The sequence below is a fragment of the Enterobacter sp. CFEC122 genome (genome assembly GCF_052983755.1).
In genome coordinates this window covers 11,726-31,858 of record NZ_JBRIQR010000047.1, presented here as the reverse complement: position 1 = coordinate 31,858, position 20,133 = coordinate 11,726, and the positions used below count along the sequence as shown (strand labels likewise).

Sequence of the window (20,133 nt, the reverse complement as noted above, 5' to 3'; positions counted from 1 at the left end):
TTCTGTGGGATAAGTACCTAAACAAATCTTTTTCCCTTCAACACTACAATATGCTTTGAATTTCTTACCTGATGCTTCAACACCTTTCATGTACTTACCAGGTTTGGTACTTTTGAAGAGTTGGTTAACTTCAGGAGGAACATACATACAGTTTTGAGGTGAGTACTCTCGTGAACATGGATTTAGTATATCTTTATCAAGTTGCCAATGCTCTTCATAATTCTGTTCATGCCAATCCAAGAATAATGTTAGTTTGCTAAAACCTTCACCAATACTTACATCAGCATAATCAGGGTTATATAGCGTTCTATCGAACATATTATTGAATGCCTTGCGACCTTCTTTTAGATGAGGATAATCAATATGTTCACGTACATTTTTTAAATCATTTACTCTTTCCATTTTAAGATTCCTTTCTTTTGTGGTGAAACATCCTGTCTCACCATTTGCTATAACTTTATTAGGCGTACAGCATTAGCCTTTTTTCAAAATAATGAATTGCGTCAGTAGGTGCTGAAAAGCACTTGCGAGTGTTTCACGCTCGCAGACACCACTCTTAGATAGTTCCTGCAATGCGGTTAACTGAGCATCAGTTAATCGCACGGTCACACAATTAGTTTTTACATCCTTTTTGTTTTTCATTTGTTTTTCCTTATTAAATGATTTCGATTTCGTAATAAATCCCATGTAAAAAGAACCCTACGGCGTAGGGTATCTTTTCAATGGAAGGATAGATGAGTCACAATCTATATATTATTTATTATTTTTCTTCGGAACATGTGAGATATGTTGAAGACATTAGTAGTATAGGATTTAAATCAAAATCGTTTCACGGATTTTTAAATCCTATGGTTGATTTAATCTGGAAGTACTGAAGAAGTTGGGAAACAGCATTGAGTACTTGATACCTATATTATACCATGTTTATTTTTCCCGTTTCAGGTAGCTCCTAACCCATTTATTTATTACTGGTATCTTCAAAGGTAGTGTAATGATAAATAGCACCATAAAGAAGATTGAACAGACTATGTATATGGGGAATATAACTAAAATGTAAAGAATGGCTGCGAGTACTTCTATTAGAAAATTCATTTGAGGTTCCTTTTTAATTATCTTTTAGATATTTATTCGGAACCTTCAAAAAGTTGTTGAAATGAAAGGTAGTATGTGAGGGTTTGAACACTCTTGTTTATTATTAATCAGCCAAGAGTGTTCATAAGTTAATCTATCCAATCAATCAAATCTTCATTCACCACGATCTCAAAATTTTCACGATTGAGTAAATTAAGATACAATCCAACATCATCCAGTGTTTTTGTACGACTAATCGCAAGTGACCACATATCTGTACCAGATGTTACTGACGCAATGAATACTGTTTTACCTTCTTCATTGACCGTATAAACACGTTCACCATTAGATTCTGAAATGACAATTTCATGTAGTACTTCACCACCACCCCGCTTATTATCAATCACAAGTACATGGGATAGGATCTCATTGAAATATTCTAACTGAACAAAAATACGTTTTCCAAAAATCCAGTACTTTACTGATTTAAGTACTAATCTTAATTCCTTTCTTAGCTTTGCACGTAGTTCAACATTCATCGGATCAAGTACTTTATTAATATCAAAGTCAAAAACAGGGATTTCTTTGATATTTTTAGCATTTAAAATATCGGATTCAATTTCTTCAATTCTATCTTGAACCTCGGTCAAACCAGTCATTAATGGTAAAGAGGTCTTCTTACCTGCTACCTTACGTTCATTAATTTTTATCTGATAGGTTTCCTCTTCCTTCTTCAGAGTAGACAATTCTTCTCGTAACGATGCCAGCAAAAGGTCAGAATCAGACTGTCCTTCCATCATTAATTTATTGAAATCGATGTTTTTGACAAGCTGAAGAATATTCTTCTCAATTCTTGTGTACTGGAAAGATTTGGCATCACAAATCTTCTTCTCTTCCCTGTTGCGACAAATGACGTACTTAGTTCTGACATGGTTATAGTGAATGGCGATATTCCCTCCACAATTACCACACTTTAATATTTTGGGAAACAGGTTTGTGATGTAATCATCCTGAGCAATTGTTATATCTTTACGAATACGATTGGCTATACCATTCCTTGATAACTTCTCATTGACCCGTTCAAAAGTGAGATTATCGATAATCTTCATAGTAACTACTTTCTTATCGCGTAGTACTCGCAGTACATTTACAGTACTCCACCCTTTAGGCAAGCGTTTAACAATTGCCCCTGAGCCAAGTCCACCTTCATACAGTTTGAAAATTTCACGAACTACATCAGGTTCAAGTAACAGATCCTCGGCTGGCTTTTTCTTCTCCAGCATAACGCGATCCATCATCCTGTTCGCCGTTAGGAACAAGTCTTCATCAATGATTTTCGGGTAAACATTTCGTACAACCTCACCATTGTATCGCTCATGTTCACCCAACAAGCGGCGGTCACGTATCAGCCTTGACACGGTTACCATCTGCCACTTTTTACCGATACGCTTAACAATCTCTCCAGTACTAAGCCCTTCCCTATACCACTCAAAACACTTAACAATAAGTTCAGCCTGTTCAGGGATCACCTGATACTTGTTATCAACATTTTTTAACCAGTTAGGCATACGATTGGAAATCACCTCTCCATTCTGTAATGCACGTAAAATTTTGTTATCCCAAGCTAACTTAGCACGTACCGACTTCATCAATGATTCATTGTACGAGCGATGTTGTATAAGTTCCATGTGGATTTTCGACATAGGATCATCTGCCCGTAACACGAGATTTGTAGAAATGTCGTGGATTTCTACACCGCTGTTCACGATGTACTGGATAGTACTTTCAGCCCAACTTGAACGACGCGATAACCTATCAAGGCTAATGACTATAAGTGCGTCACCCTTACCGTACTTGCGGTTCTCCACATCTTGCAAAAATATCCCAAGTTGAGACTCAGGTGAAATATTGGCATTTTTAAATGCCGAAAGCCCCGCATCTGTTATGAAAACTCTATCATTCGTGAACTTATCAGAATTTTTGTCTAAATAGGCAGTTAAAGAAGACCTTTGATCATCCAATCCATTTCCCATTTCGACTTGCTGAATGCTTGATACTCGCTCATAACAAATAGGACGGAGCATTTTTTTATCCCGTTGAAGAATTACGCTAAAAGTGCTGATTCGCAAATGTTCCCAGATTATACAAAAGGACGGCATGCCATGAATATATTCGATCACTATCGCCAGCGCTATGAAGCTGCCAAGGACGAAGAGTTCACACTGCAGGAGTTTCTTACCATCTGTCGGCAAGATCGCAGTGCCTATGCCAATGCGGCAGAACGGCTATTGATGGCTATTGGTGAGCCAAACATGGTTGACACTGCCCTGGAACCCCGGCTTTCCCGTCTCTTTTCGAATCGGGTGGTCGCCCGATACCCGGCGTTTGAAGAGTTCTATGGCATGGAAGATGCCATAGAGCAGATTGTCTCCTACCTGAAGCATGCCGCTCAGGGTCTGGAAGAGAAGAAACAGATCCTCTATTTACTTGGCCCCGTGGGCGGCGGTAAATCCTCGCTGGCGGAACGCCTGAAGTCGCTGATGCAGCGCGTGCCTATCTATGTCCTGAGCGCCAACGGCGAGCGCAGCCCAGTGAACGACCACCCGCTGTGCTTGTTCAATCCGCAGGAAGATGCGCAGATTCTGGATAAAGAGTACGGCATCCCGCGTCGCTACCTCGGCACCATCATGTCGCCGTGGGCGGCAAAACGCCTGCATGAGTTTGGTGGCGACATCACCAAATTCCGCGTGGTGAAAGTCTGGCCGTCGATCCTGGAACAGATCGCCATCGCTAAAACGGAACCCGGTGATGAGAACAACCAGGATATTTCGGCGCTGGTCGGTAAGGTCGACATCCGCAAGCTGGAAAACTTCGCGCAAAACGACCCGGATGCCTACGGTTACTCCGGCGCGCTGTGCCGGGCTAACCAGGGGATTATGGAATTCGTCGAGATGTTTAAAGCGCCCATCAAGGTGCTGCATCCGCTGCTGACGGCCACTCAGGAAGGAAACTACAACGGGACGGAAGGTATCTCCGCCCTGCCGTTTAACGGGATCATTCTTGCCCACTCGAACGAATCTGAATGGGTGACCTTCCGTAACAACAAAAACAACGAGGCCTTCCTTGACCGCGTGTACATCGTCAAGGTGCCTTACTGCCTGCGGATCTCCGAAGAGATCAAAATTTACGAGAAACTGCTTAACCACAGTGAGCTGGTGCATGCGCCGTGCGCGCCGGGCACGCTGGAAACGCTGTCTCGCTTCTCCATCCTGTCGCGCCTGAAAGAGCCGGAAAACTCCAGCATCTACTCGAAAATGCGCGTCTATGACGGTGAGAGCCTGAAGGATACCGATCCGAAAGCGAAGTCGTATCAGGAGTATCGCGACTACGCCGGGGTTGATGAAGGGATGAACGGTCTGTCCACGCGCTTCGCGTTTAAGATCCTCTCCCGCGTCTTTAACTTCGACCATGCGGAAGTAGCGGCCAACCCGGTGCATCTGTTCTACGTGCTGGAGCAGCAAATCGAGCGCGAGCAGTTCCCCCAGGAGCAGGCTGAACGCTACCTTGAGTTCCTGAAAGGTTACCTGATCCCGAAATACGCCGAGTTCATTGGCAAAGAGATCCAGACGGCCTACCTGGAATCCTATTCAGAATACGGGCAGAACATTTTTGACCGTTATGTCACCTACGCTGACTTCTGGATCCAGGATCAGGAGTACCGCGACCCGGATACCGGCCAGCTGTTTGACCGTGAATCCCTGAACGCGGAGCTGGAAAAAATCGAGAAGCCTGCCGGGATCAGCAACCCGAAAGACTTCCGTAATGAGATTGTGAACTTCGTCCTGCGCGCCAGAGCGCATAACAACGGGCGCAATCCGAACTGGACCAGCTACGAGAAGCTGCGCACGGTCATTGAGAAGAAAATGTTCTCCAATACCGAAGAGCTGCTGCCGGTGATCTCGTTTAACGCCAAAACCTCAACCGATGAACAGAAAAAGCACGACGATTTTGTCGACCGTATGATGGAAAAAGGCTACACCCGCAAACAGGTCCGCCTGCTCTGCGAATGGTACCTGCGCGTGCGTAAATCGTCTTAAAACAAGTGCCCGGCGGCGCTTAGCGCCTGCCGGGCCTACAAAATGCAAGTTGGCAAATGCAGTACGGGGGGTATATGACCTGGTTTATTGACCGGCGTCTTAACGGCAAAAACAAGAGCACGGTGAACCGCCAGCGCTTCTTGCGTCGTTATAAAGCGCAAATTAAACAGTCTATCTCCGAGGCCATCAACAAACGCTCGGTGACCGACGTCGACAGCGGCGAGTCTGTCTCCATCCCCACCGATGACATCAGCGAACCGATGTTTCATCAGGGGCGAGGCGGCCTGCGCCATCGCGTACACCCAGGTAATGATCACTTCGTTCAGAACGACAGAATTGAGCGCCCTCAGGGCGGCGGCGGTGGTTCAGGAAGCGGTCAGGGACAGGCCAGCCAGGACGGTGAAGGTCAGGACGAATTTGTCTTCCAGATCTCAAAAGATGAATATCTCGACCTGCTGTTCGAAGACCTGGCGCTGCCGAATCTGAAAAAGAATCAGCATCGTCAGCTTAATGAATATAAAACCCACCGCGCGGGCTATACCGCCAACGGCGTGCCCGCCAACATCAGCGTCGTGCGTTCGTTGCAGAACTCGCTGGCGCGACGCACGGCCATGACGGCAGGCAAACGTCGCGAACTGCGCGAGCTGGAGAGCAGCCTGAAGGTGGTGGAAAATACGGAACCGGCGCAACTGCTGGAAGAGGAGCGCCTGCGTAAAGAGATTGCAGAGCTGAGGGCGAAGATCGAACGGGTCCCGTTTATCGACACCTTTGACCTGCGCTACAAGAACTACGAAAAACGCCCTGAGCCCTCCAGCCAGGCGGTAATGTTCTGTCTGATGGACGTATCCGGCTCGATGGACCAGGCCACCAAAGATATGGCGAAGCGTTTTTATATTCTGCTCTATCTGTTCCTGAGCAGAACCTATAAGAACGTGGAGGTGGTCTATATCCGCCACCACACCCAGGCAAAAGAAGTGGATGAACATGAGTTCTTCTACTCGCAGGAAACCGGGGGCACCATCGTCTCGAGCGCGCTGAAGCTGATGGATGAAGTGGTCAAAGAGCGCTACGACCCGGCACAGTGGAACATTTATGCCGCGCAGGCGTCGGATGGCGATAACTGGGCCGACGACTCGCCGCTGTGTCACGAGATTCTGGCGAAGAAAATTCTGCCGGTCGTGCGTTACTACAGCTATATCGAAATCACCCGTCGTGCGCACCAGACCCTGTGGCGGGAGTATGAGCATCTGCAGTCGATGTTCGATAATTTTGCCATGCAGCATATCCGTGACCAGGATGACATTTATCCGGTGTTCAGGGAGCTGTTCCACAAGCAAAGCACAACAACCTCAAATTAACCCTTGTTAATCAGCCAGTTAGCTTTGTTTCGCTGGCTGATTAACTATAGTTTTCACGTTTAAAATTCTTCATAATTTTCATTGCCTTAGTTTTTATTTTGGGGAAGGCAGTTTAGTGGTTATCCGGTTATATGGTGGGTAACTTGTCTTCCCCAATAATGTTAAGGGTGTGAGTCAGTACGCCATATACAGTTACATCATCCAGCGCGTCGCCTTCTATCGCTTCGCCATCTTCAGTTATCAATGCCGCCCCGTATAGCTTTGCAAACTCGTTCCTGTTATCCATTCTTACCAGTAGCGTATCTCCCTGCTCTGGCCTCATGGCAACGTTAATGACAGCCCAACCGCATGACGTTTCTATTACCCTGCAGTTTCCATCAATTCCGCATAACAGATCGATGGTTAACCGTTGTTCCTGGTAATCCATTGCTGGTGAAGGAAAGCCCATCAGAATACCCTCCCCATATTTCGCAAGATCCAGTAACGGTTTTCACTGCCATCCGTCGTCTTATCAGCAAAATCAGGCTGGTATCTCTCAATCCATGCGTTAGCGTCTGCCTGGCTGAAATGCCAGTTCTTCTCGCGCAAATTATTGATGAATTTGTTTGTTTTTAGGCAAAGGTAGCCCTTTGGATTCTGTTCTATAGAGGCTAAAAAAGCTGCGTGAATATCATATTGGCGAGGCATAGCAGCACCCTCACTTGATTATTGACTGTATGCATATACAGTAGTATTTTTTTTTCACCAGATCAAGTCAGCAAGGATGGAGAGTGATGTTCGTTGAGTTGGTTTATGACAAGCGAAATGTAGAGGGGCTCGAAGGGGCCAGAGAGATCATACTGGCCGAGTTGAAGAAGCGGGTGCACCAGATTTTCCCTGATGCCGAAGTGAAGGTGAAGCCGATGCAGGCAAACGGCCTGAATAGCGATGCCAGCAAAAGCGATCGGGAAAAACTGAACCGCATGCTGGAGGAAATGTTTGAAGAGTCCGATATGTGGCTGGTTTCTGAGTTCCCGACCGTTCGCCAGGTTGGCCTGTAAATCTTGTTCAGGTAATATTCCCTACGTTTGTTTGGGCATGAACTCTGAGCAATCAACCGCCGCTCATTATTACGAAAAATGGCGGCAGTTTTTTTTACGAGCCCTGTTCCTGCTTTAAAGCCTCTTCCGCTTGTTTCTGATTCCAGATGCTGTCAGCTGGCATTTCTACACGAACGCTGACGAACTGGTCAGCCGGGATGTCAACCGGCTCGCCATCTGCCAATCCATCACGCTCATTCCTGGCAAATGCTGGCGCAGAAGGATGTTCGCGGTGATAGGTTTTTACCAGCACAGAGCCGTCTGCGTTAACCTCGTAGTCCAGCCATATAAGCGGTTGCTTATTCCTGTCTGTGGGAATCTCAAACCCTCCGTCGATACCTCCCCATGCAGCGTCTGAATTGAGTGCTTTACAGCCTTCAATAAGATATTGCCCGACATCCAGACGAGTGACCGTGACGCCTTCTGATTCGTCGTTAGTTTCATACTTACCATCAGTGAAGATTTTGACGACCGGGGATGCCTGCTTTATAAAGCCATTACTGTCTACAGCAGTATTTTTTGTGTCCCACAATGTTCTGCCATTTGTCGATGTAATTAAGTTCGTCTCGCTGATTCCACCTGCAAAAACTCTTATCGGGCCACCATTAAAATGGAAGTTGAGCACAGCAAATGTATCTCTGGTCCTGAAAAACAACGATGGGGAATACTGATAAAAAGGCGTATCACCGCTCGTAACTTGAGCATCATTTCTGAATGCACACAATCCCGTTCCCTGCGTTGTAAAGTTGTCGTTGACCAGAGAACTGAAATTAGTCGAGTTCGTTGTAATTGCACCATTAGCTAACCCAAGACCAAACATGCCGGGCTGCATGACATCATTGCTCGTTTTTCCAGTGTTTTTCGTTGCAGAAGTTCCCAGACCGAGGTTTGTGCGAGCGCCAGCGGCAGTCTTATCACCAGTCCCTCCCTGTGAAATACTTAGCGCTGTAGTCAGCCCGCTTAGCGAGGTAATGTCATCGTTTGCACCTTTTGCCGCCTTGCCTGAGAGAGTAGTGATAATGCTATTCCATGCTGGTCCCGTCCATTTCGTCCCATCCGGCAAAGTTACTGTTACATTGCCGTTTCCAGAAAAAATACTTTGCCAGTTCTGTTTGTCGTAATTCAGTCCACGCAGCGCTTCTGCACTTTGTGCCACCAGCGCAGCAGTAACCATGTTCAGCGCAACGCGGGGAACAGCTGACCAGGCCGCGCCGGATTGTGTTGGCCCGGTGAAGTTACTGACAAGTGTGAGTTGCGCATTACTCTCAACCGATTTAACGGGGAGCGTATAATCAACGCCGCCCACAGTGGAGACAATAAAGTCACCTGCGGCGAGTTCGGTTGCGAATGAGGTTCCGGAACCGCCAACAATAGCGGACCCGTTTGTCAGGGTGATAGTACCTGCAGACATATGCGCTCCTTTCGGGCAAGGAAAAAACCCCGCCGGAGCGAGGTCAAATTTTTGAGGATAAAAACCCTTTTGTGTTTGAGAAAAAACACATCGTTAGATTAAAATTCACCCATAACAACAAAAGGGAATTACATGAAAACTCGTCTTTTACTCACAGCCATTACATTTTTTATGTTTGGCTGCTCTGGTCATGAAAGAGAATATAATTTCAAAATGGATTACCCATTAGATGCTGCACGCTTATCACTTGGTGGTGATATTCACGTCAACATCGACTGTGCAAAAAGGAAAGTTAACGTTATTTCCGATAGCAGTAATGGTATTTTTAGCCGCCATGTTAATAAGCGACTGAGTAACATTTGCTATAAGAAAACAGATAAGCTTGATGTCGTATACCGCTTCGAACCTGCAAAAGGTGTGAAGCAAGACATGATCGCTACTCAATACCCACGCGTCCCGCCTGCATCAAATACCGACAAACTGAGCGATGGGGATTCGTAACCCACGCCCCTGCAGTGTCTGGCTCCAGCTGCGCTGATTTTTTGAGATGTATCGGCCCTGCAATTGCGAGCCAGTCCATTTCAGCGCAATACCTGAGTAACCAGTTACCCCTCCATCATCACTGAGGTTTCCGGGGCAGTTATTTACCAGAATCCACGGGGTAAAGCTGAGGTTTAACACAAAGGTATTGTTCTGAAGGTCATAGTTCGCCGGCACGTCAAAGAAGCCAACAACCCTTGGCATTTTCGATGCTGATGCAGCACTCCAGATAAGGTTTCCGGCACTATCGAAAACATCCAGGTAGCCGCTCTGCATTCCGATGTTTCTCGTCGTGCGGATCATGCTGCCTGCATTGTCTTCAAGAAGCTCAGCCCCGGGCAAACCATACTTATTCACATCAAGTTTAAGCCACCTCAAGGTTCCGTCATTCCAGAATTGTTGCTGTGTGAAACCCAGCGTACTTCCGTCACCAAACGGGCTATCCACGCGGTAAAACCCTTTATCGGTAACAGCACCCAGCGAGCGCTGATCATAAAAAAGGGTGGACCTGTTTTGTGAGTCAACGAGCAACTTTCCGGCACTGTTGTAAACTTCGAATCCGCTCATTGAAAGTTATAAACCTCAACTGTGAAAGTGAATGCTGGACTGCCTGTGATCGGTAAATAGAATGCAGTGAAGCCGCCATTAAAAGCGCGGCAATAATATTCATTCGCAGTTACTCCCGTAGTTACAATCGTTATAAATGAGCCATCCTGAGTTATACCCGAAAAGTAAACGTCTTTAACCGTTTCTCCGGCTGCAAACGTTACAGAAGTGCTCCCTATATACCTGATTGCATAATCAGTAAGATCTACAGCAATACGCCCTGCACTATCCCAGCATTGCAAACCTTGTGGCATTACCATAACCCCATTCTGACGCGCAACACGTTGTTGCTGTCGTAAATCTGAATAAGGGTGCTGGATATCAGCATTCTTCCCCCTCCAGCTACGCCGTTAATTTCGAACGTCCCGCTTTTATCAATTCGCCATCCCTGCGATCCTGCAACATAATTGTTGGACTGGATAAAGTTACCGATTTTGGCATTGGTGATCGTGCCATCCTGAATAAACGCTGAGCTGATAAAGACCTGTCCATTAACCACAGCGAACGGCGAATACTGGGTATCGCCACTGCCACTCATCAGCACGAACTGGTTAGCGTTGAAACCTACTCGGGTAACAATCGGCTGCCCTGCCTGCGCCAGAACGGCAATCGACATCCCGGCGTTATACATGATGCCGTTTATCCTCACGCCTGTTTTGAGGGTGTAGATAGCCGAAGCGCCAGAGGCATCAACGACGGCGGTAAGTTTGTCCTCCAGTGCTGCAGTAACATCATCAATCTGCGCCTGCACCTGCGTTGACAGTTCGGCCATTGCATTATCAACTTCAGCAATCGTCGTTTTAACCACCAGAATATCGGCACGCACTTCTCCGTATTGTGCCCACTGGTGCTCAACAGTTCCGTGGTTCGCCAGGGCGTTCTGCAGTATTCCCTCAATGTTGGTATCGATGTCACCGGTTAGGCGCTCCCCGTCGGCAGAGGTTAGGAAATCGTCTGCGATATCACCCAGGTAATCATCGGCGTTATCGTTAGACATCCCCCTGATCCAGTCGGTATACCCGGACTCGTTACCCGTTCGGTCGACCAACTGCGCGCGGTACCAGAATTCCTGCCCTGCTTTAAGGCCGAGCTGGGTGTATTCCGCAGATGGATAAGGCACGTCTGAGAGCAAGAGTGGATCTGAAAAGTCACTGTTTGCTGTGTACTGAATTTCCGTTTTTAGCGTATCGCCGGTGTTTGGCGGGAAACCCCAGTTAAGACGAATCCCCCAGTTAATACCCGTAGCAGTGAATCCTACTGGCTTAGGTGGATTGCCTACTTTGCCAGTCAGCGTCTTCTCTTCTGAATATCCCCATCCTGAGGAAATTTCAGCGGCATTGATTGCACGCACGCGCACCAGGTAGCGACCGGCATAAATCCCAGGGACGTCAAATGACGTGGTGGAGCTGCGAGGCATGTTCACCCAGTTTCCGTCGTTGCGGCGCCACTGCCCCTCATAGGCAATAGCATTTTGTGCCTGGTCCCAGCTCACGCGCATGGTCTCGACGCTGATATTCTGCTGAACCACAGAAAACGAGCTGATCACGATGTTCGCAGGCGGCGACTGGTTACCCGGCGGGACCACGCTCACCGGCCGCTGGTCGATGATGGCTCCGGTATCAATACGGTCATATTTATCCGGATCGTGCCATGCGGCGGTAATCGAGAAAGTGCCATCATCGTTATCAGAAACGCTGACAACACGATACTGCTGCGCGTAAAGCTCGTCAGATTCAACCACCCAAACAGCTTCGGCCTGTGGCGTCTCACTGTATGCAGTAGTAACCGTTACTGTTTCACCGTTAACCGCCTGAATGGTCCTGCTCTGCGACGCTCCGGAAGGTAAATTGAGAATAAGGCGATCTCCTGCTGCTGCATCTGCCACTCGGTCAAGTTTGATAACGCGACCGTTAACGGCGCTGATGCGTCCGCCCATCACCTTTCCGGAAAGCAACTCGTCTGCCACGGCGATGATGTAGCCCGGCTGCGGAATGTTTCCGTCCAGCCCGACATCAAACGAAATAACGCGATCCTTGTTGTTGGTGAGAATACCCCAGCGTCCCTTTCGGTTCGCTTCTGACTGTCTGGTGCAGCCGATGGCTGTCATTTCCAGCTGATTGAAGCCGTACCGAGCTACCAGCGCCTGCTCAAATACCGGCTCCATCGCGTCAGCATAGGCGTTGCCAGGATCTGACCATGACACCAGTGCTGTGGTGTAGCGGGTTTTTGTGGTACTGCTCGAATAACGCGGTTTGCCAACAATATTGGCGAGTGTGTAGCTGTAATCCACATCGCGCGGCATGTCAGCCAGGGCAACAATCTGATCCCCGCCCCAGTAGGTCATGCCGCGGAAGATAGCGGCAAAATCACGCAACACAGTGTAAGCGTCGTTACGGTCCTGGATATAGACGTTACAGGTATAACGTGGTTCAGTACCGTTGCCCCCCTTGCCGTCTGGTACCATCTGATCGCAATACTGGGCAACCTGATACAGCGTCCATTTATCAATATTCGCAGCGGTCAAACGGTGCCCGAGGCCGAACCGGTCAGAAACAACCAGGTCGTAAAAAATCCACGCAGGGTTATCCGTCCATGCCCACTTAAAAGCACCGGTCCATGTACCGCTATAAGTGCGGGTTTCAGGGTCGTAGGTATCTGGAACGCGGATAACGCGGCCGCGCGGTTCGCATGAAATTTGAGGAATAGAGCCGTTGAACTGGCTGGAATCGAATTCGATGTAGAGCAGCGCGGTGTTCGGGTAGCGCAGTTTGGCGTCAATCACCTCGGTGAAGCTCTGCAGCGTCATCGTGTCGCCGATCTTCGCGCTGTTGGCGTCAGAGGTAATCTTACGCAGACGGATTGTCCAGGTGCTGCCAGCCTGCGGTAAATCAATACGGTGGCTGCGCTCATAACCAGACGTCGTTTTGCCGGTCACGCTGGTATTGAGTACCGTCTGCCATGTGCCGCCGTCCGTCTGCAGGTCAATCGCATAATTGACCGAGTAACCCACCAGATCGCCGTCGTCCTCCTGTTTGAAAAGCGAGGGCCATTTCAGACGTAGGCGAACTGCTGAAAGCTGCGTATTGGTAAAGGTGCGCGTCCATGCTGTAGCGCTTGATACCTCAGTTCCTACGCTGATTTCGTTTTCGGTACCGGGAATACCCTGAATATATTTTTGCGCCTGAGTTCCCGCGCGAAACTCCCATGTCACGCCGCTGAAGTTTTGTGAACCGTCGGCATTCTCCAGGGCCGTTCCGTCCAGGTAGATATCTTTGCCGGTTAGCTGCCCTGCAAATTCCCCTTCCCCAAGCGCAACGAGGATTTTTGCCTTCGCCACAGATTGCAGATCATCAGGCTGTTCGGTGGGGGTTCGGGAACTGGAGCTGCCGCCCTTGCGGCCCTTTAACACTTTATCTGTAGCCATATTGCGCCCATAAAAAAAGCCACCCGAAGGTGGCCAGAAAAAAGGTTAGTTATCTACTGCTGATCTTCGACATAAATTCCGGCAGAAATAATCGCTCCGCCTATCCGCCGGCGGCCATATAGGAGCGGTACTGGATAGCCTTGCGCCGCGGTGTTTGTTACACCACCGAATGCGTAGGATGCGCGGTTATCTGCGCTTTGTTTGCTTGCCAGACCTGCAGGTTGAGGAGATAGCATTTGGACAACACCTCCCAGCATCATGGCTGCACCGAATTTCGCAGCCCCGTACCCCACCGCTGATAGAGTGCCTCCTGAGAAATAGCCAATAGCTACCCCAACAACGACGAGCACGGCGCCAAGAATTGTCTGTAATACCCCGGCTTTTTTACTTCCGATTACCACCGGTACAATTCGAATAACCTCACCGGTTACCGGAAAACCAAAATCATCCTTTCCGATATTTTTCTTATCTTTGAAAACGGCGTAAGTCAGGCCCCTTGCTTTGCTGGTGATCAGGAATTTCTCCAGCCCATTTATAGTTTTCGTAAGAGAGTTGATGGCCTCAGCGGTTGTGCGTATTAATCGATGGTGAACCTTTCCGTAGGTTTTACCCAAAACACCGCCGAGTTCAATTCGGGTCATGACCTCTGGCATTTTCATTCTCCATACAAAAAAGCCACCCGAAGGTGGCTTGGATTATTTATGTTTTTTCAAAGACATGATCTGGCGGCCGTAGCCCAGTGGTCGTTCCAACCTTTCGCGACGGCATAAACCTTTATATCGCTTCCGCCTGTCGCTGATTTATCGATATTCACTACTGAAAGAGCACCGAATATATCGTCAGATGCTGTGATTTTGTATCCTGACTCAGTGGGTATGCTGGAGCTTGAAGATCGTAGTTCCACCCATTTAGGAGCAAGGCAACGGTTAACTTCATCAACAGTTTTTGTTGAATGCTCTGATAGAATAGGTTTTTGTTCTTCCAGTGAGGAAACAGAACACCCCATCAGCAGGAAGACAAAAATTGGGAGGATAATCTTTTTCATCGCACATCAGTCCTTTTGACAGATTGACTCATATGAATCAATTTTCTTTTGGTCTTGGTCATTAATAATGATGACTGGTCCATGATCATTGACCTTTCCATCTTTGACCTCAATCCGTACATAGTATGGTTTTTTACCCGTATATGCGCCGTATGAATTTTTAGCATTCACATAACCGCAAACATATCCACTATTTTCTCCGAAATCACGGAAAAATGATTCAAACTTAGCGCTATCCGGATCTTTGAGGGTGTCTTTAACTAAGGATTCCCCCATGTCAATAAAATCCTTTTCCGAAGGTGAGCAACCAACAATAATCAGGCTACACGCCAATATCGAAAGAAATTTCCTCATATCCCTAACCCCTTTTTTGTTTTACAAAAGGTTAGCACAGGTCCTTATATCGTAGAACCTTCATCGTCCTTTCCTGCCAGTAGCCACCATACGGCACGCGCTGGCTCAGATGTCCGTACAGGTGGTGCAGCAGCATATTTCCCTCCAGTAGAATTCCCGCGTGATTCCACTTATCGGCCTGGACCTGCATGATCACCATATCACCGGGTTTCGGTGGTCCGTCGAATTCACGGAATCCGCACTCATACCAGAAATCCTGATAGAAGTTGTCCGGATAGTCGTTTTCCCACCAGGGATAATCCACCCGGTAATCGTGGAGCTCGATACCATGCGTTTGCCGGAAATAGCTCATTACCAGCCCCCAGCAGTCGAAGTGTCCAAGCACAAACGGACGCTCCAGCAGCGGAAGTTCTCCGCGCGGCTGGATGGTGCGTAAATCCCCCTCCGGCCAGCTCACAATATGCCAGGGTAAAAGCGTTGCGTCGCATTGCGCTTTATCCAGTTCGCTCGGTTGCGTTGTGGCGTCAGGGTGACTGTGAACGATGGCGATCACCGTTCCCCAGTCCTCAGCAGCTGCGTAGTCTTCTGGGCAAAGGACAAAATTGTCCTCCGGCGCCGCGGCAAGATTCCGGCACGGGAAATAACGTTCAACGCGGCTTTTCTGCGCCACCACGCCGCAACACTCATGAGGATATTCAGCTGCAGCATGCGCCATAATCGCATCGATGGTTTTCTGACGCATATCAACTCCTGATCAAAGACGTGCCCGGGAAGCCACCAAACGAGAGTTCGTTATTTTCGCCGAATCGGAGTTTGCAGGCCGTCAGCGTGCCGTTGCATTCATCCAGCGACGGATCGCTTACCGAGTTGTTGTTTTTGTCGAAATAGCGGGTGCCGGCATAGTCGCAGCCGTCGCCGGTACGATATTTATTCCGGATGCACCAGGTACACAGGGAATGAAGCTGTCGCGTCGGGATCATTTGCCCCTGCAGATCCATCGGGCTGGACAGAACAAATTCAACGGTTTCACCGGCAAGCTCGCCCGTTTTCCCGTCGATATACCAGACCTGCAGCTTTTCCTGAGTCGGGTCTGCTGTGGGGTTGCCGTCTGCGAAATTTCTGGCATCGAGATATTTCTCTTTTGTGTCGTGAATAGTGACTTTCGCCTGCAGCAGATCGTCATACGCAAGACACAGGGCTGAAATGGAGCTTTCGATGTTCGCAACCGTCAGGGATGGCGTTGCATTGCTCCCGCTGGTTGATTTCTCCAGACCTTCCAGTTGATATGGCCAGGCGGCATATTCATTTCCCTGCCACCAGATTGTTTTCGCCGGAAGCTTGGACTCATCCCCACCAGCGGCGATGATTTCCGCTTCTGTGTGGGGAATGCTGTAATTGTGAAAGCGGAGAACGTCCGTTAGCCCAAAGGAAGAACCGTCCACCTCAATCAGACGAACATCGTTTCCGGATTCCAGCTTCTGATAATCTGCGTTTAAGCTCATGGTTTAAATGCCTGGATGAATGTTGCTTCAAGGTTGAATTTCCCCGCGCCAAGCCCGGTGGGTTTATACGTTTCGCAACGATACAAACCCAAAGGTTCGAGCGGTGGCTTCCATTGAAAGGCTTTCGTTCCTTCATGCCTGTCGAGAAAAGATTTAATGGCAGAAATGTAGGTTTCGTTGCCAGTGAAGTTGAGCGTCCATTGCTGGGTTCTGGTGTTCAATCCATCTCCTGAAACCTGCTCATATCCATCGCCAAACTGGGCTTTTCTGACGCGGAAACTTGTATCAGCCTCCGCGTTAATCCGTGGGCACCAGGTGAAAGTTTCAATGGCCATAGTTATCGGGTTCCTTTCATTGCGTTCCAGATGTCACCGCCGGGGCGGATATCACGCATTACATTCTGCTTATATCGCTGATCGACAAATTTCCCGACCTCGGCACCAAATTGCTCAAGCCCTGGTGAGGTTTGCGTTGAGGTGTTGCCGTTGCCATCGATGGTGATATAAACCTGTGGCGCCGACGATACGGACTGACCTCCGCCACCTCCGACCGCACGAACGCCGAGAGAACCATCCGGCGCGCGGGTCAGCGGCATGATTGCCTCCGGCCCCGCCTCGCCCATGATTCCGGCACCGCCTTTTGCGAAAGCGAACATGGTGGGGTTTCTGACGATCCCATTACTGAAAGCGCTAAGAGATGGAGAGTCATAAACGCCGCCTTTGGCGTTAAACTGGAAGTTCGATCCGTAACTGGAAACCGCCGTACCGGTGCTGGCTGATGCTCCCGCACCGCCCCCGAAGAAGCTGCCTACACTGCCGATGAGTGAGCCAAAGATGCCAGAACCAGAAGATGCCCCACCCATCGCACTGACCACTGCCATCTGCAGCGCCACTTTTTCGATGATCTGCAGGACAGAAATCCCCCACGATTTCCAGCTAACTTTATTGCCTTCAAGCATTGAGGTGACGTTACCAAACGCGCTGTCGAGTGTGGTTTTCACCCCGTCAGAGACCGTGCCGGATACGTCACTGATTTCATCAAACCAGTTGGCATAGCCGCGTGATACTCCGGACATCCAATCCGCTTCAGCTGCGGCTATAGCCTTGTATTTCTTATCCAGAGCATCCAGGGCCGCTGCGCGCTGCGCTATGGCCTCGGTACCGCCGTCAGTTTTAGCAAAAACACGGTCGATCTGTTGCGTCTCGTCGAACCGGCTGCGCTGGCGATCACTCATGCCTGCGGTTTCGGTTTTCAGCGTCGCCTCATCCCTGAACTTTCGGGCCGCTTCAGTTAAATCCTTCAATGCATCGGCTTGTTCGCGCTGCTTTCGCACGTTCTCGTCGGCTTTTTGCGTCCATTTTGCCAGCTCTGCTGATGATGCCTGGATCGCCCTGCGCTGCTCATCGGTCCATTTAGTGCCTGCCTGGTGCGATGCAGCGTAAAGCTCGGAGGCTTTTTCTCCTTCCGTCGCCCGGACGCGTTGCACGTCGATAGCCACACTGAGATCGGCCATTTTGCGGGAATACTGTTCGGCGGTGCTGGCCGCTTCACGGTCGGCTTTACTCTGTGCTTTCGAGGCGGCGGTAGAGGTTTTTTTTGCCTCCGCAGCCGCTGCATCCTTTTTGGCTGCCTGATCCTTGTTGTAGATGTACTGGGTGTAAAGTGCCCCCGTCAGCTTCAGGTCTTCTGCTTCATACACGTGCTGCTGATGGAGTTTCTCTAATCCGCTTAAGCTGGCCAGCTCATTATCGCGGCGCGAGCGCTCCAGTGCGGTTTGCTGTTGCGGTGTTGCGTTCGCCAGTGAAACGACGGGCCCGGCATATTGTGGCGGCTTGGCGCCAGCGGTCGCTGACATTGAGCGGTTAAGCAGGTCATACGCACCTTTCAGGATTGAGACGGCGCCAGCCTGTTCGATAGCCTTTTGCGTAGCCAGATCGCTGGCATTGTTTACCAGCTTCTGCGTTTGCTCGACTTTTGAAGCTGCCTGTTCGCGCTGGTACTCCAGTTGGTTCAGCTTATCGGTCAGCTCGATGTTTTTGGCCGTGATGTCGGCCTGGTCCATGAAAGTGTTAATCAGGGTCAGCGTCGGATGGCGGTTGTAGTCCTGCTGGATTTGGTCAACCGCCTTAAGGCTGTCTTTCACCTTCGCGATCTGAGAGTCGAGGTCGGCAAGGTCCTGTTTCTGCGCCTGTAAAGATGTACGGGCATCAGCCGCGGTCGAACGCAGGCCAAGCACCGACATCTGCTGGAGCTTGGTGTTGATCTCGTCAAGGTTGTTGGCAAAACCTACCGCCTCACGGTGCACTTGCTGGGTATGCTGATAAAGGCCATACATCGCAGCGCCGGCACCAATAATCACTCCCGGCCATCCACCGAGAATACCCAGCACCCCACTACCCAGCCGTGACATTACCGAGGCTGTATTGGTGAGGTTGTTAGCTGCAGAGGTCCTGCCAGCCAGCGCCGTATTCAGTGATGCCTGAGCTGCAGCAAGATTACGCTCAGCGACAATCTGAGCCTCAATACTCGTCGCCGCTGCGCGCGCCTGTTGAGCGCGGTATACAGCCTGGCGACCAGCAGCAACGCTAACCTGAGCGCCGCGAACCTGAGCCTGCGCCAGCGCGACCTCGGCGGCCGTATTAGCGACCACTGCCCGCGTTGACTGAGCAACGCTGCCGACCATGTTGCCAAAATAACGAGCGAGGCCTACACCAACCAGAATACCGGCTGTATTTGCCACATCATCGATGTTAGTCGCCAGGCCATCCAGCACGCCGGAAAGCGTTGATGATGCGCCGACCGCATCGTTCGCCCCGCCAACCCATGCAAGGAAGGCGTTTTGCACTTTCTGTGCAGATCCGCTGATTGATGCAGGAAGGGTGTCGAATTCTTTACGGAGGATCTCGACGTTGGTCAGCAGCGGGACGATCTTGTTGGTTGTCAGCTCGCCGTTGTTGGCCATATTTCGCAGGCCACCAACAGTGGTACCCAGCCCATCAGCCAGCAGTTTCGCCAGGCGGCCGCCGTTCTCCATGATGGAGTTAAATTCTTCGCCTCGCAAAACGCCTGAGCCAAGCGCCTGGCTAAGCTGGGTGATAACAGAGCTCGCCTCTTCGGTACTGGCGCCAGACAGCTTCAGTGAGGTTGCTACGGTTTCTGTAACTTTTGCGACGTCAGCAGAAGCGTAACCGGCATCACGCAGGGACTGCGCAATTCTGCTGTACAGGTTGCTGTTTGCCTCGAGGGATGTTCCGGTGCGCTGGCTAATCTCCATCAGCACGCGCTGGGATTGCACGTAATCCTCACTGGAAGAGGACGCAAGGCGAAGACGCCCATTCAACTGGTTCCATGTGTCGGCAAACTGAATCAGCTGATGCGTGGCAAATGCACCAGCCCACGCACCGGCAAGCCCGGCAGCAGAGGATCGTACTGTTGCTAGCTGAGAGTTCAGGTCAGCCAAAGACCGCTGAGTTTCACGCGTGGCCGCTGCAGCTTTTTTCCCGCCCTGTTCCATAGTGCGGTAGTAATCCGTTCCCATGCGGGACGCTCTGGCGATCTCTGACTGGAAAGAAGATGAGTTCGCCGAAATTTTGATGATTAGCTCGCGCAGCGTTGCCATATTTCACCCATAAAAAAAGCCCGCAGC

At 49.6% G+C, this 20,133-nt stretch carries 19 protein-coding genes and 1 pseudogene; 4 read left to right on the top strand and 16 right to left on the bottom strand.

Annotated features, from left to right (window positions below):
* From ACVCAM_RS22960 to ACVCAM_RS22950, 3 genes and pseudogenes are all read right to left on the bottom strand, one after another.
* Window positions 1-402 (bottom strand): annotated as a pseudogene (locus ACVCAM_RS22960) (hypothetical protein); the annotation flags it as partial.
* A gap of 72 nt (window positions 403-474) precedes the next feature.
* A complete protein-coding gene (locus tag ACVCAM_RS22955) occupies window positions 475-642 on the bottom strand; it encodes a hypothetical protein (protein WP_158236492.1) in 168 nt (55 codons plus the stop codon).
* Between the two features lie 578 nt (window positions 643-1,220).
* Window positions 1,221-3,155 carry a recombinase family protein gene (locus ACVCAM_RS22950; RefSeq protein ID WP_447093683.1) on the bottom strand — a complete coding sequence of 645 codons (1,935 nt, stop codon included), beginning with the start codon at window positions 3,153-3,155 and terminating at the stop codon, window positions 1,221-1,223.
* Window positions 3,156-3,233: 78 nt separating this feature from the next.
* Here ACVCAM_RS22950 and yeaG point away from each other — a divergent pair, with 78 nt between their 5' ends.
* Together yeaG and ACVCAM_RS22940 are read left to right on the top strand one after the other, a co-directional pair.
* Window positions 3,234-5,168 carry a protein kinase YeaG gene (gene yeaG / locus ACVCAM_RS22945; protein ID WP_008500713.1) on the top strand — a complete coding sequence of 645 codons (1,935 nt, stop codon included), beginning with the start codon at window positions 3,234-3,236 and terminating at the stop codon, window positions 5,166-5,168.
* A 74-nt stretch (window positions 5,169-5,242) separates the two neighbouring features.
* Complete coding sequence (locus tag ACVCAM_RS22940; protein WP_059362358.1) at window positions 5,243-6,526, top strand: YeaH/YhbH family protein; 1,284 nt, start codon at window positions 5,243-5,245, stop codon at window positions 6,524-6,526.
* A 127-nt stretch (window positions 6,527-6,653) separates the two neighbouring features.
* On the opposite strand, the gene ACVCAM_RS22935 is transcribed toward ACVCAM_RS22940, so the two are convergent.
* Both ACVCAM_RS22935 and ACVCAM_RS22930 read right to left on the bottom strand, forming a co-directional pair.
* Window positions 6,654-6,974 carry a hypothetical protein gene (locus ACVCAM_RS22935; protein ID WP_045406334.1) on the bottom strand — a complete coding sequence of 107 codons (321 nt, stop codon included), beginning with the start codon at window positions 6,972-6,974 and terminating at the stop codon, window positions 6,654-6,656.
* On the bottom strand, window positions 6,974-7,213 hold the full coding sequence (locus tag ACVCAM_RS22930; protein WP_447093682.1) for a hypothetical protein: 240 nt from the start codon (window positions 7,211-7,213) through the stop codon (window positions 6,974-6,976). Before ACVCAM_RS22930 ends, ACVCAM_RS22935 begins: the two co-directional genes overlap by 1 nt.
* A gap of 86 nt (window positions 7,214-7,299) precedes the next feature.
* Here ACVCAM_RS22930 and ACVCAM_RS22925 point away from each other — a divergent pair, with 86 nt between their 5' ends.
* Window positions 7,300-7,566, top strand: coding sequence for a DinI family protein (locus ACVCAM_RS22925; protein ID WP_032623294.1), 267 nt, complete (start codon window positions 7,300-7,302; stop codon window positions 7,564-7,566).
* Window positions 7,567-7,660: 94 nt separating this feature from the next.
* Here the strand turns inward: ACVCAM_RS22925 and ACVCAM_RS22920 are convergent, their stop codons facing one another.
* Window positions 7,661-9,016, bottom strand: a complete 1,356-nt coding sequence (locus ACVCAM_RS22920) for a phage tail fiber protein (protein ID WP_447093681.1) — start codon at window positions 9,014-9,016, stop codon at window positions 7,661-7,663.
* A 132-nt stretch (window positions 9,017-9,148) separates the two neighbouring features.
* Here ACVCAM_RS22920 and ACVCAM_RS22915 point away from each other — a divergent pair, with 132 nt between their 5' ends.
* On the top strand, window positions 9,149-9,517 hold the full coding sequence (locus ACVCAM_RS22915; RefSeq protein ID WP_079967895.1) for a hypothetical protein: 369 nt from the start codon (window positions 9,149-9,151) through the stop codon (window positions 9,515-9,517).
* Here ACVCAM_RS22915 and ACVCAM_RS22910 read toward each other — a convergent pair.
* From ACVCAM_RS22910 to ACVCAM_RS22865, 10 genes are read right to left on the bottom strand one after another with little or no spacing between them, the layout of a single operon-like run.
* On the bottom strand, window positions 9,482-10,123 hold the full coding sequence (locus tag ACVCAM_RS22910) for a hypothetical protein (protein ID WP_252055240.1): 642 nt from the start codon (window positions 10,121-10,123) through the stop codon (window positions 9,482-9,484). The genes ACVCAM_RS22915 and ACVCAM_RS22910 overlap by 36 nt on opposite strands.
* Window positions 10,120-10,422, bottom strand: a complete 303-nt coding sequence (locus ACVCAM_RS22905; protein ID WP_071283790.1) for a hypothetical protein — start codon at window positions 10,420-10,422, stop codon at window positions 10,120-10,122. The genes ACVCAM_RS22910 and ACVCAM_RS22905 overlap by 4 nt, the downstream gene beginning before the upstream one ends.
* Window positions 10,416-13,586, bottom strand: coding sequence for a host specificity protein J (locus ACVCAM_RS22900; protein ID WP_447093680.1), 3,171 nt, complete (start codon window positions 13,584-13,586; stop codon window positions 10,416-10,418). Before ACVCAM_RS22900 ends, ACVCAM_RS22905 begins: the two co-directional genes overlap by 7 nt.
* 53 nt (window positions 13,587-13,639) lie before the next feature.
* On the bottom strand, window positions 13,640-14,239 hold the full coding sequence (locus tag ACVCAM_RS22895; protein WP_045261718.1) for a tail assembly protein: 600 nt from the start codon (window positions 14,237-14,239) through the stop codon (window positions 13,640-13,642).
* 56 nt (window positions 14,240-14,295) lie between these two features.
* Window positions 14,296-14,631, bottom strand: a complete 336-nt coding sequence (locus tag ACVCAM_RS22890) for a hypothetical protein (protein WP_045261719.1) — start codon at window positions 14,629-14,631, stop codon at window positions 14,296-14,298.
* 6 nt (window positions 14,632-14,637) lie between these two features.
* Window positions 14,638-14,985, bottom strand: coding sequence for a hypothetical protein (locus ACVCAM_RS22885; RefSeq protein ID WP_447093679.1), 348 nt, complete (start codon window positions 14,983-14,985; stop codon window positions 14,638-14,640).
* 31 nt (window positions 14,986-15,016) lie between these two features.
* Window positions 15,017-15,727, bottom strand: coding sequence for a C40 family peptidase (locus tag ACVCAM_RS22880; RefSeq protein ID WP_447093678.1), 711 nt, complete (start codon window positions 15,725-15,727; stop codon window positions 15,017-15,019).
* Window position 15,728: 1 nt separating this feature from the next.
* Complete coding sequence (locus ACVCAM_RS22875) at window positions 15,729-16,487, bottom strand: phage minor tail protein L (protein ID WP_447093677.1); 759 nt, start codon at window positions 16,485-16,487, stop codon at window positions 15,729-15,731.
* Window positions 16,484-16,822 (bottom strand): phage tail protein, encoded by a 339-nt coding sequence (locus ACVCAM_RS22870; protein ID WP_000963855.1) that lies wholly within the window; start codon window positions 16,820-16,822, stop codon window positions 16,484-16,486. The genes ACVCAM_RS22875 and ACVCAM_RS22870 overlap by 4 nt, the downstream gene beginning before the upstream one ends.
* A gap of 2 nt (window positions 16,823-16,824) precedes the next feature.
* On the bottom strand, window positions 16,825-20,106 hold the full coding sequence (locus tag ACVCAM_RS22865; RefSeq protein WP_447093676.1) for a phage tail tape measure protein: 3,282 nt from the start codon (window positions 20,104-20,106) through the stop codon (window positions 16,825-16,827).
* Window positions 20,107-20,133: the final 27 nt, after the last annotated feature.

Excerpts from the sequence above, each read along its gene's own strand:
- ACVCAM_RS22865 (WP_447093676.1), bottom strand. The coding sequence starts at position 20,106 with ATGGCAACGCTGCGCGAGCTAATCATCAAAATTTCGGCGAACTCATCT.
- yeaG (WP_008500713.1), top strand. The coding sequence starts at position 3,234 with ATGAATATATTCGATCACTATCGCCAGCGCTATGAAGCTGCCAAGGAC.
- ACVCAM_RS22885 (WP_447093679.1), bottom strand. The coding sequence starts at position 14,985 with ATGAGGAAATTTCTTTCGATATTGGCGTGTAGCCTGATTATTGTTGGT.
- ACVCAM_RS22925 (WP_032623294.1), top strand. The coding sequence starts at position 7,300 with ATGTTCGTTGAGTTGGTTTATGACAAGCGAAATGTAGAGGGGCTCGAA.
- ACVCAM_RS22940 (WP_059362358.1), top strand. The coding sequence starts at position 5,243 with ATGACCTGGTTTATTGACCGGCGTCTTAACGGCAAAAACAAGAGCACG.
- ACVCAM_RS22880 (WP_447093678.1), bottom strand. The coding sequence starts at position 15,727 with ATGCGTCAGAAAACCATCGATGCGATTATGGCGCATGCTGCAGCTGAA.
- ACVCAM_RS22955 (WP_158236492.1), bottom strand. The coding sequence starts at position 642 with ATGAAAAACAAAAAGGATGTAAAAACTAATTGTGTGACCGTGCGATTA.
- ACVCAM_RS22930 (WP_447093682.1), bottom strand. The coding sequence starts at position 7,213 with ATGCCTCGCCAATATGATATTCACGCAGCTTTTTTAGCCTCTATAGAA.
- ACVCAM_RS22890 (WP_045261719.1), bottom strand. The coding sequence starts at position 14,631 with ATGAAAAAGATTATCCTCCCAATTTTTGTCTTCCTGCTGATGGGGTGT.
- ACVCAM_RS22905 (WP_071283790.1), bottom strand. The coding sequence starts at position 10,422 with ATGGTAATGCCACAAGGTTTGCAATGCTGGGATAGTGCAGGGCGTATT.
- ACVCAM_RS22895 (WP_045261718.1), bottom strand. The coding sequence starts at position 14,239 with ATGCCAGAGGTCATGACCCGAATTGAACTCGGCGGTGTTTTGGGTAAA.
- ACVCAM_RS22915 (WP_079967895.1), top strand. The coding sequence starts at position 9,149 with ATGAAAACTCGTCTTTTACTCACAGCCATTACATTTTTTATGTTTGGC.
- ACVCAM_RS22900 (WP_447093680.1), bottom strand. The coding sequence starts at position 13,586 with ATGGCTACAGATAAAGTGTTAAAGGGCCGCAAGGGCGGCAGCTCCAGT.
- ACVCAM_RS22935 (WP_045406334.1), bottom strand. The coding sequence starts at position 6,974 with ATGGGCTTTCCTTCACCAGCAATGGATTACCAGGAACAACGGTTAACC.
- ACVCAM_RS22920 (WP_447093681.1), bottom strand. The coding sequence starts at position 9,016 with ATGTCTGCAGGTACTATCACCCTGACAAACGGGTCCGCTATTGTTGGC.
- ACVCAM_RS22950 (WP_447093683.1), bottom strand. The coding sequence starts at position 3,155 with ATGCTCCGTCCTATTTGTTATGAGCGAGTATCAAGCATTCAGCAAGTC.
- ACVCAM_RS22875 (WP_447093677.1), bottom strand. The coding sequence starts at position 16,487 with ATGAGCTTAAACGCAGATTATCAGAAGCTGGAATCCGGAAACGATGTT.
- ACVCAM_RS22910 (WP_252055240.1), bottom strand. The coding sequence starts at position 10,123 with ATGAGCGGATTCGAAGTTTACAACAGTGCCGGAAAGTTGCTCGTTGAC.
- ACVCAM_RS22870 (WP_000963855.1), bottom strand. The coding sequence starts at position 16,822 with ATGGCCATTGAAACTTTCACCTGGTGCCCACGGATTAACGCGGAGGCT.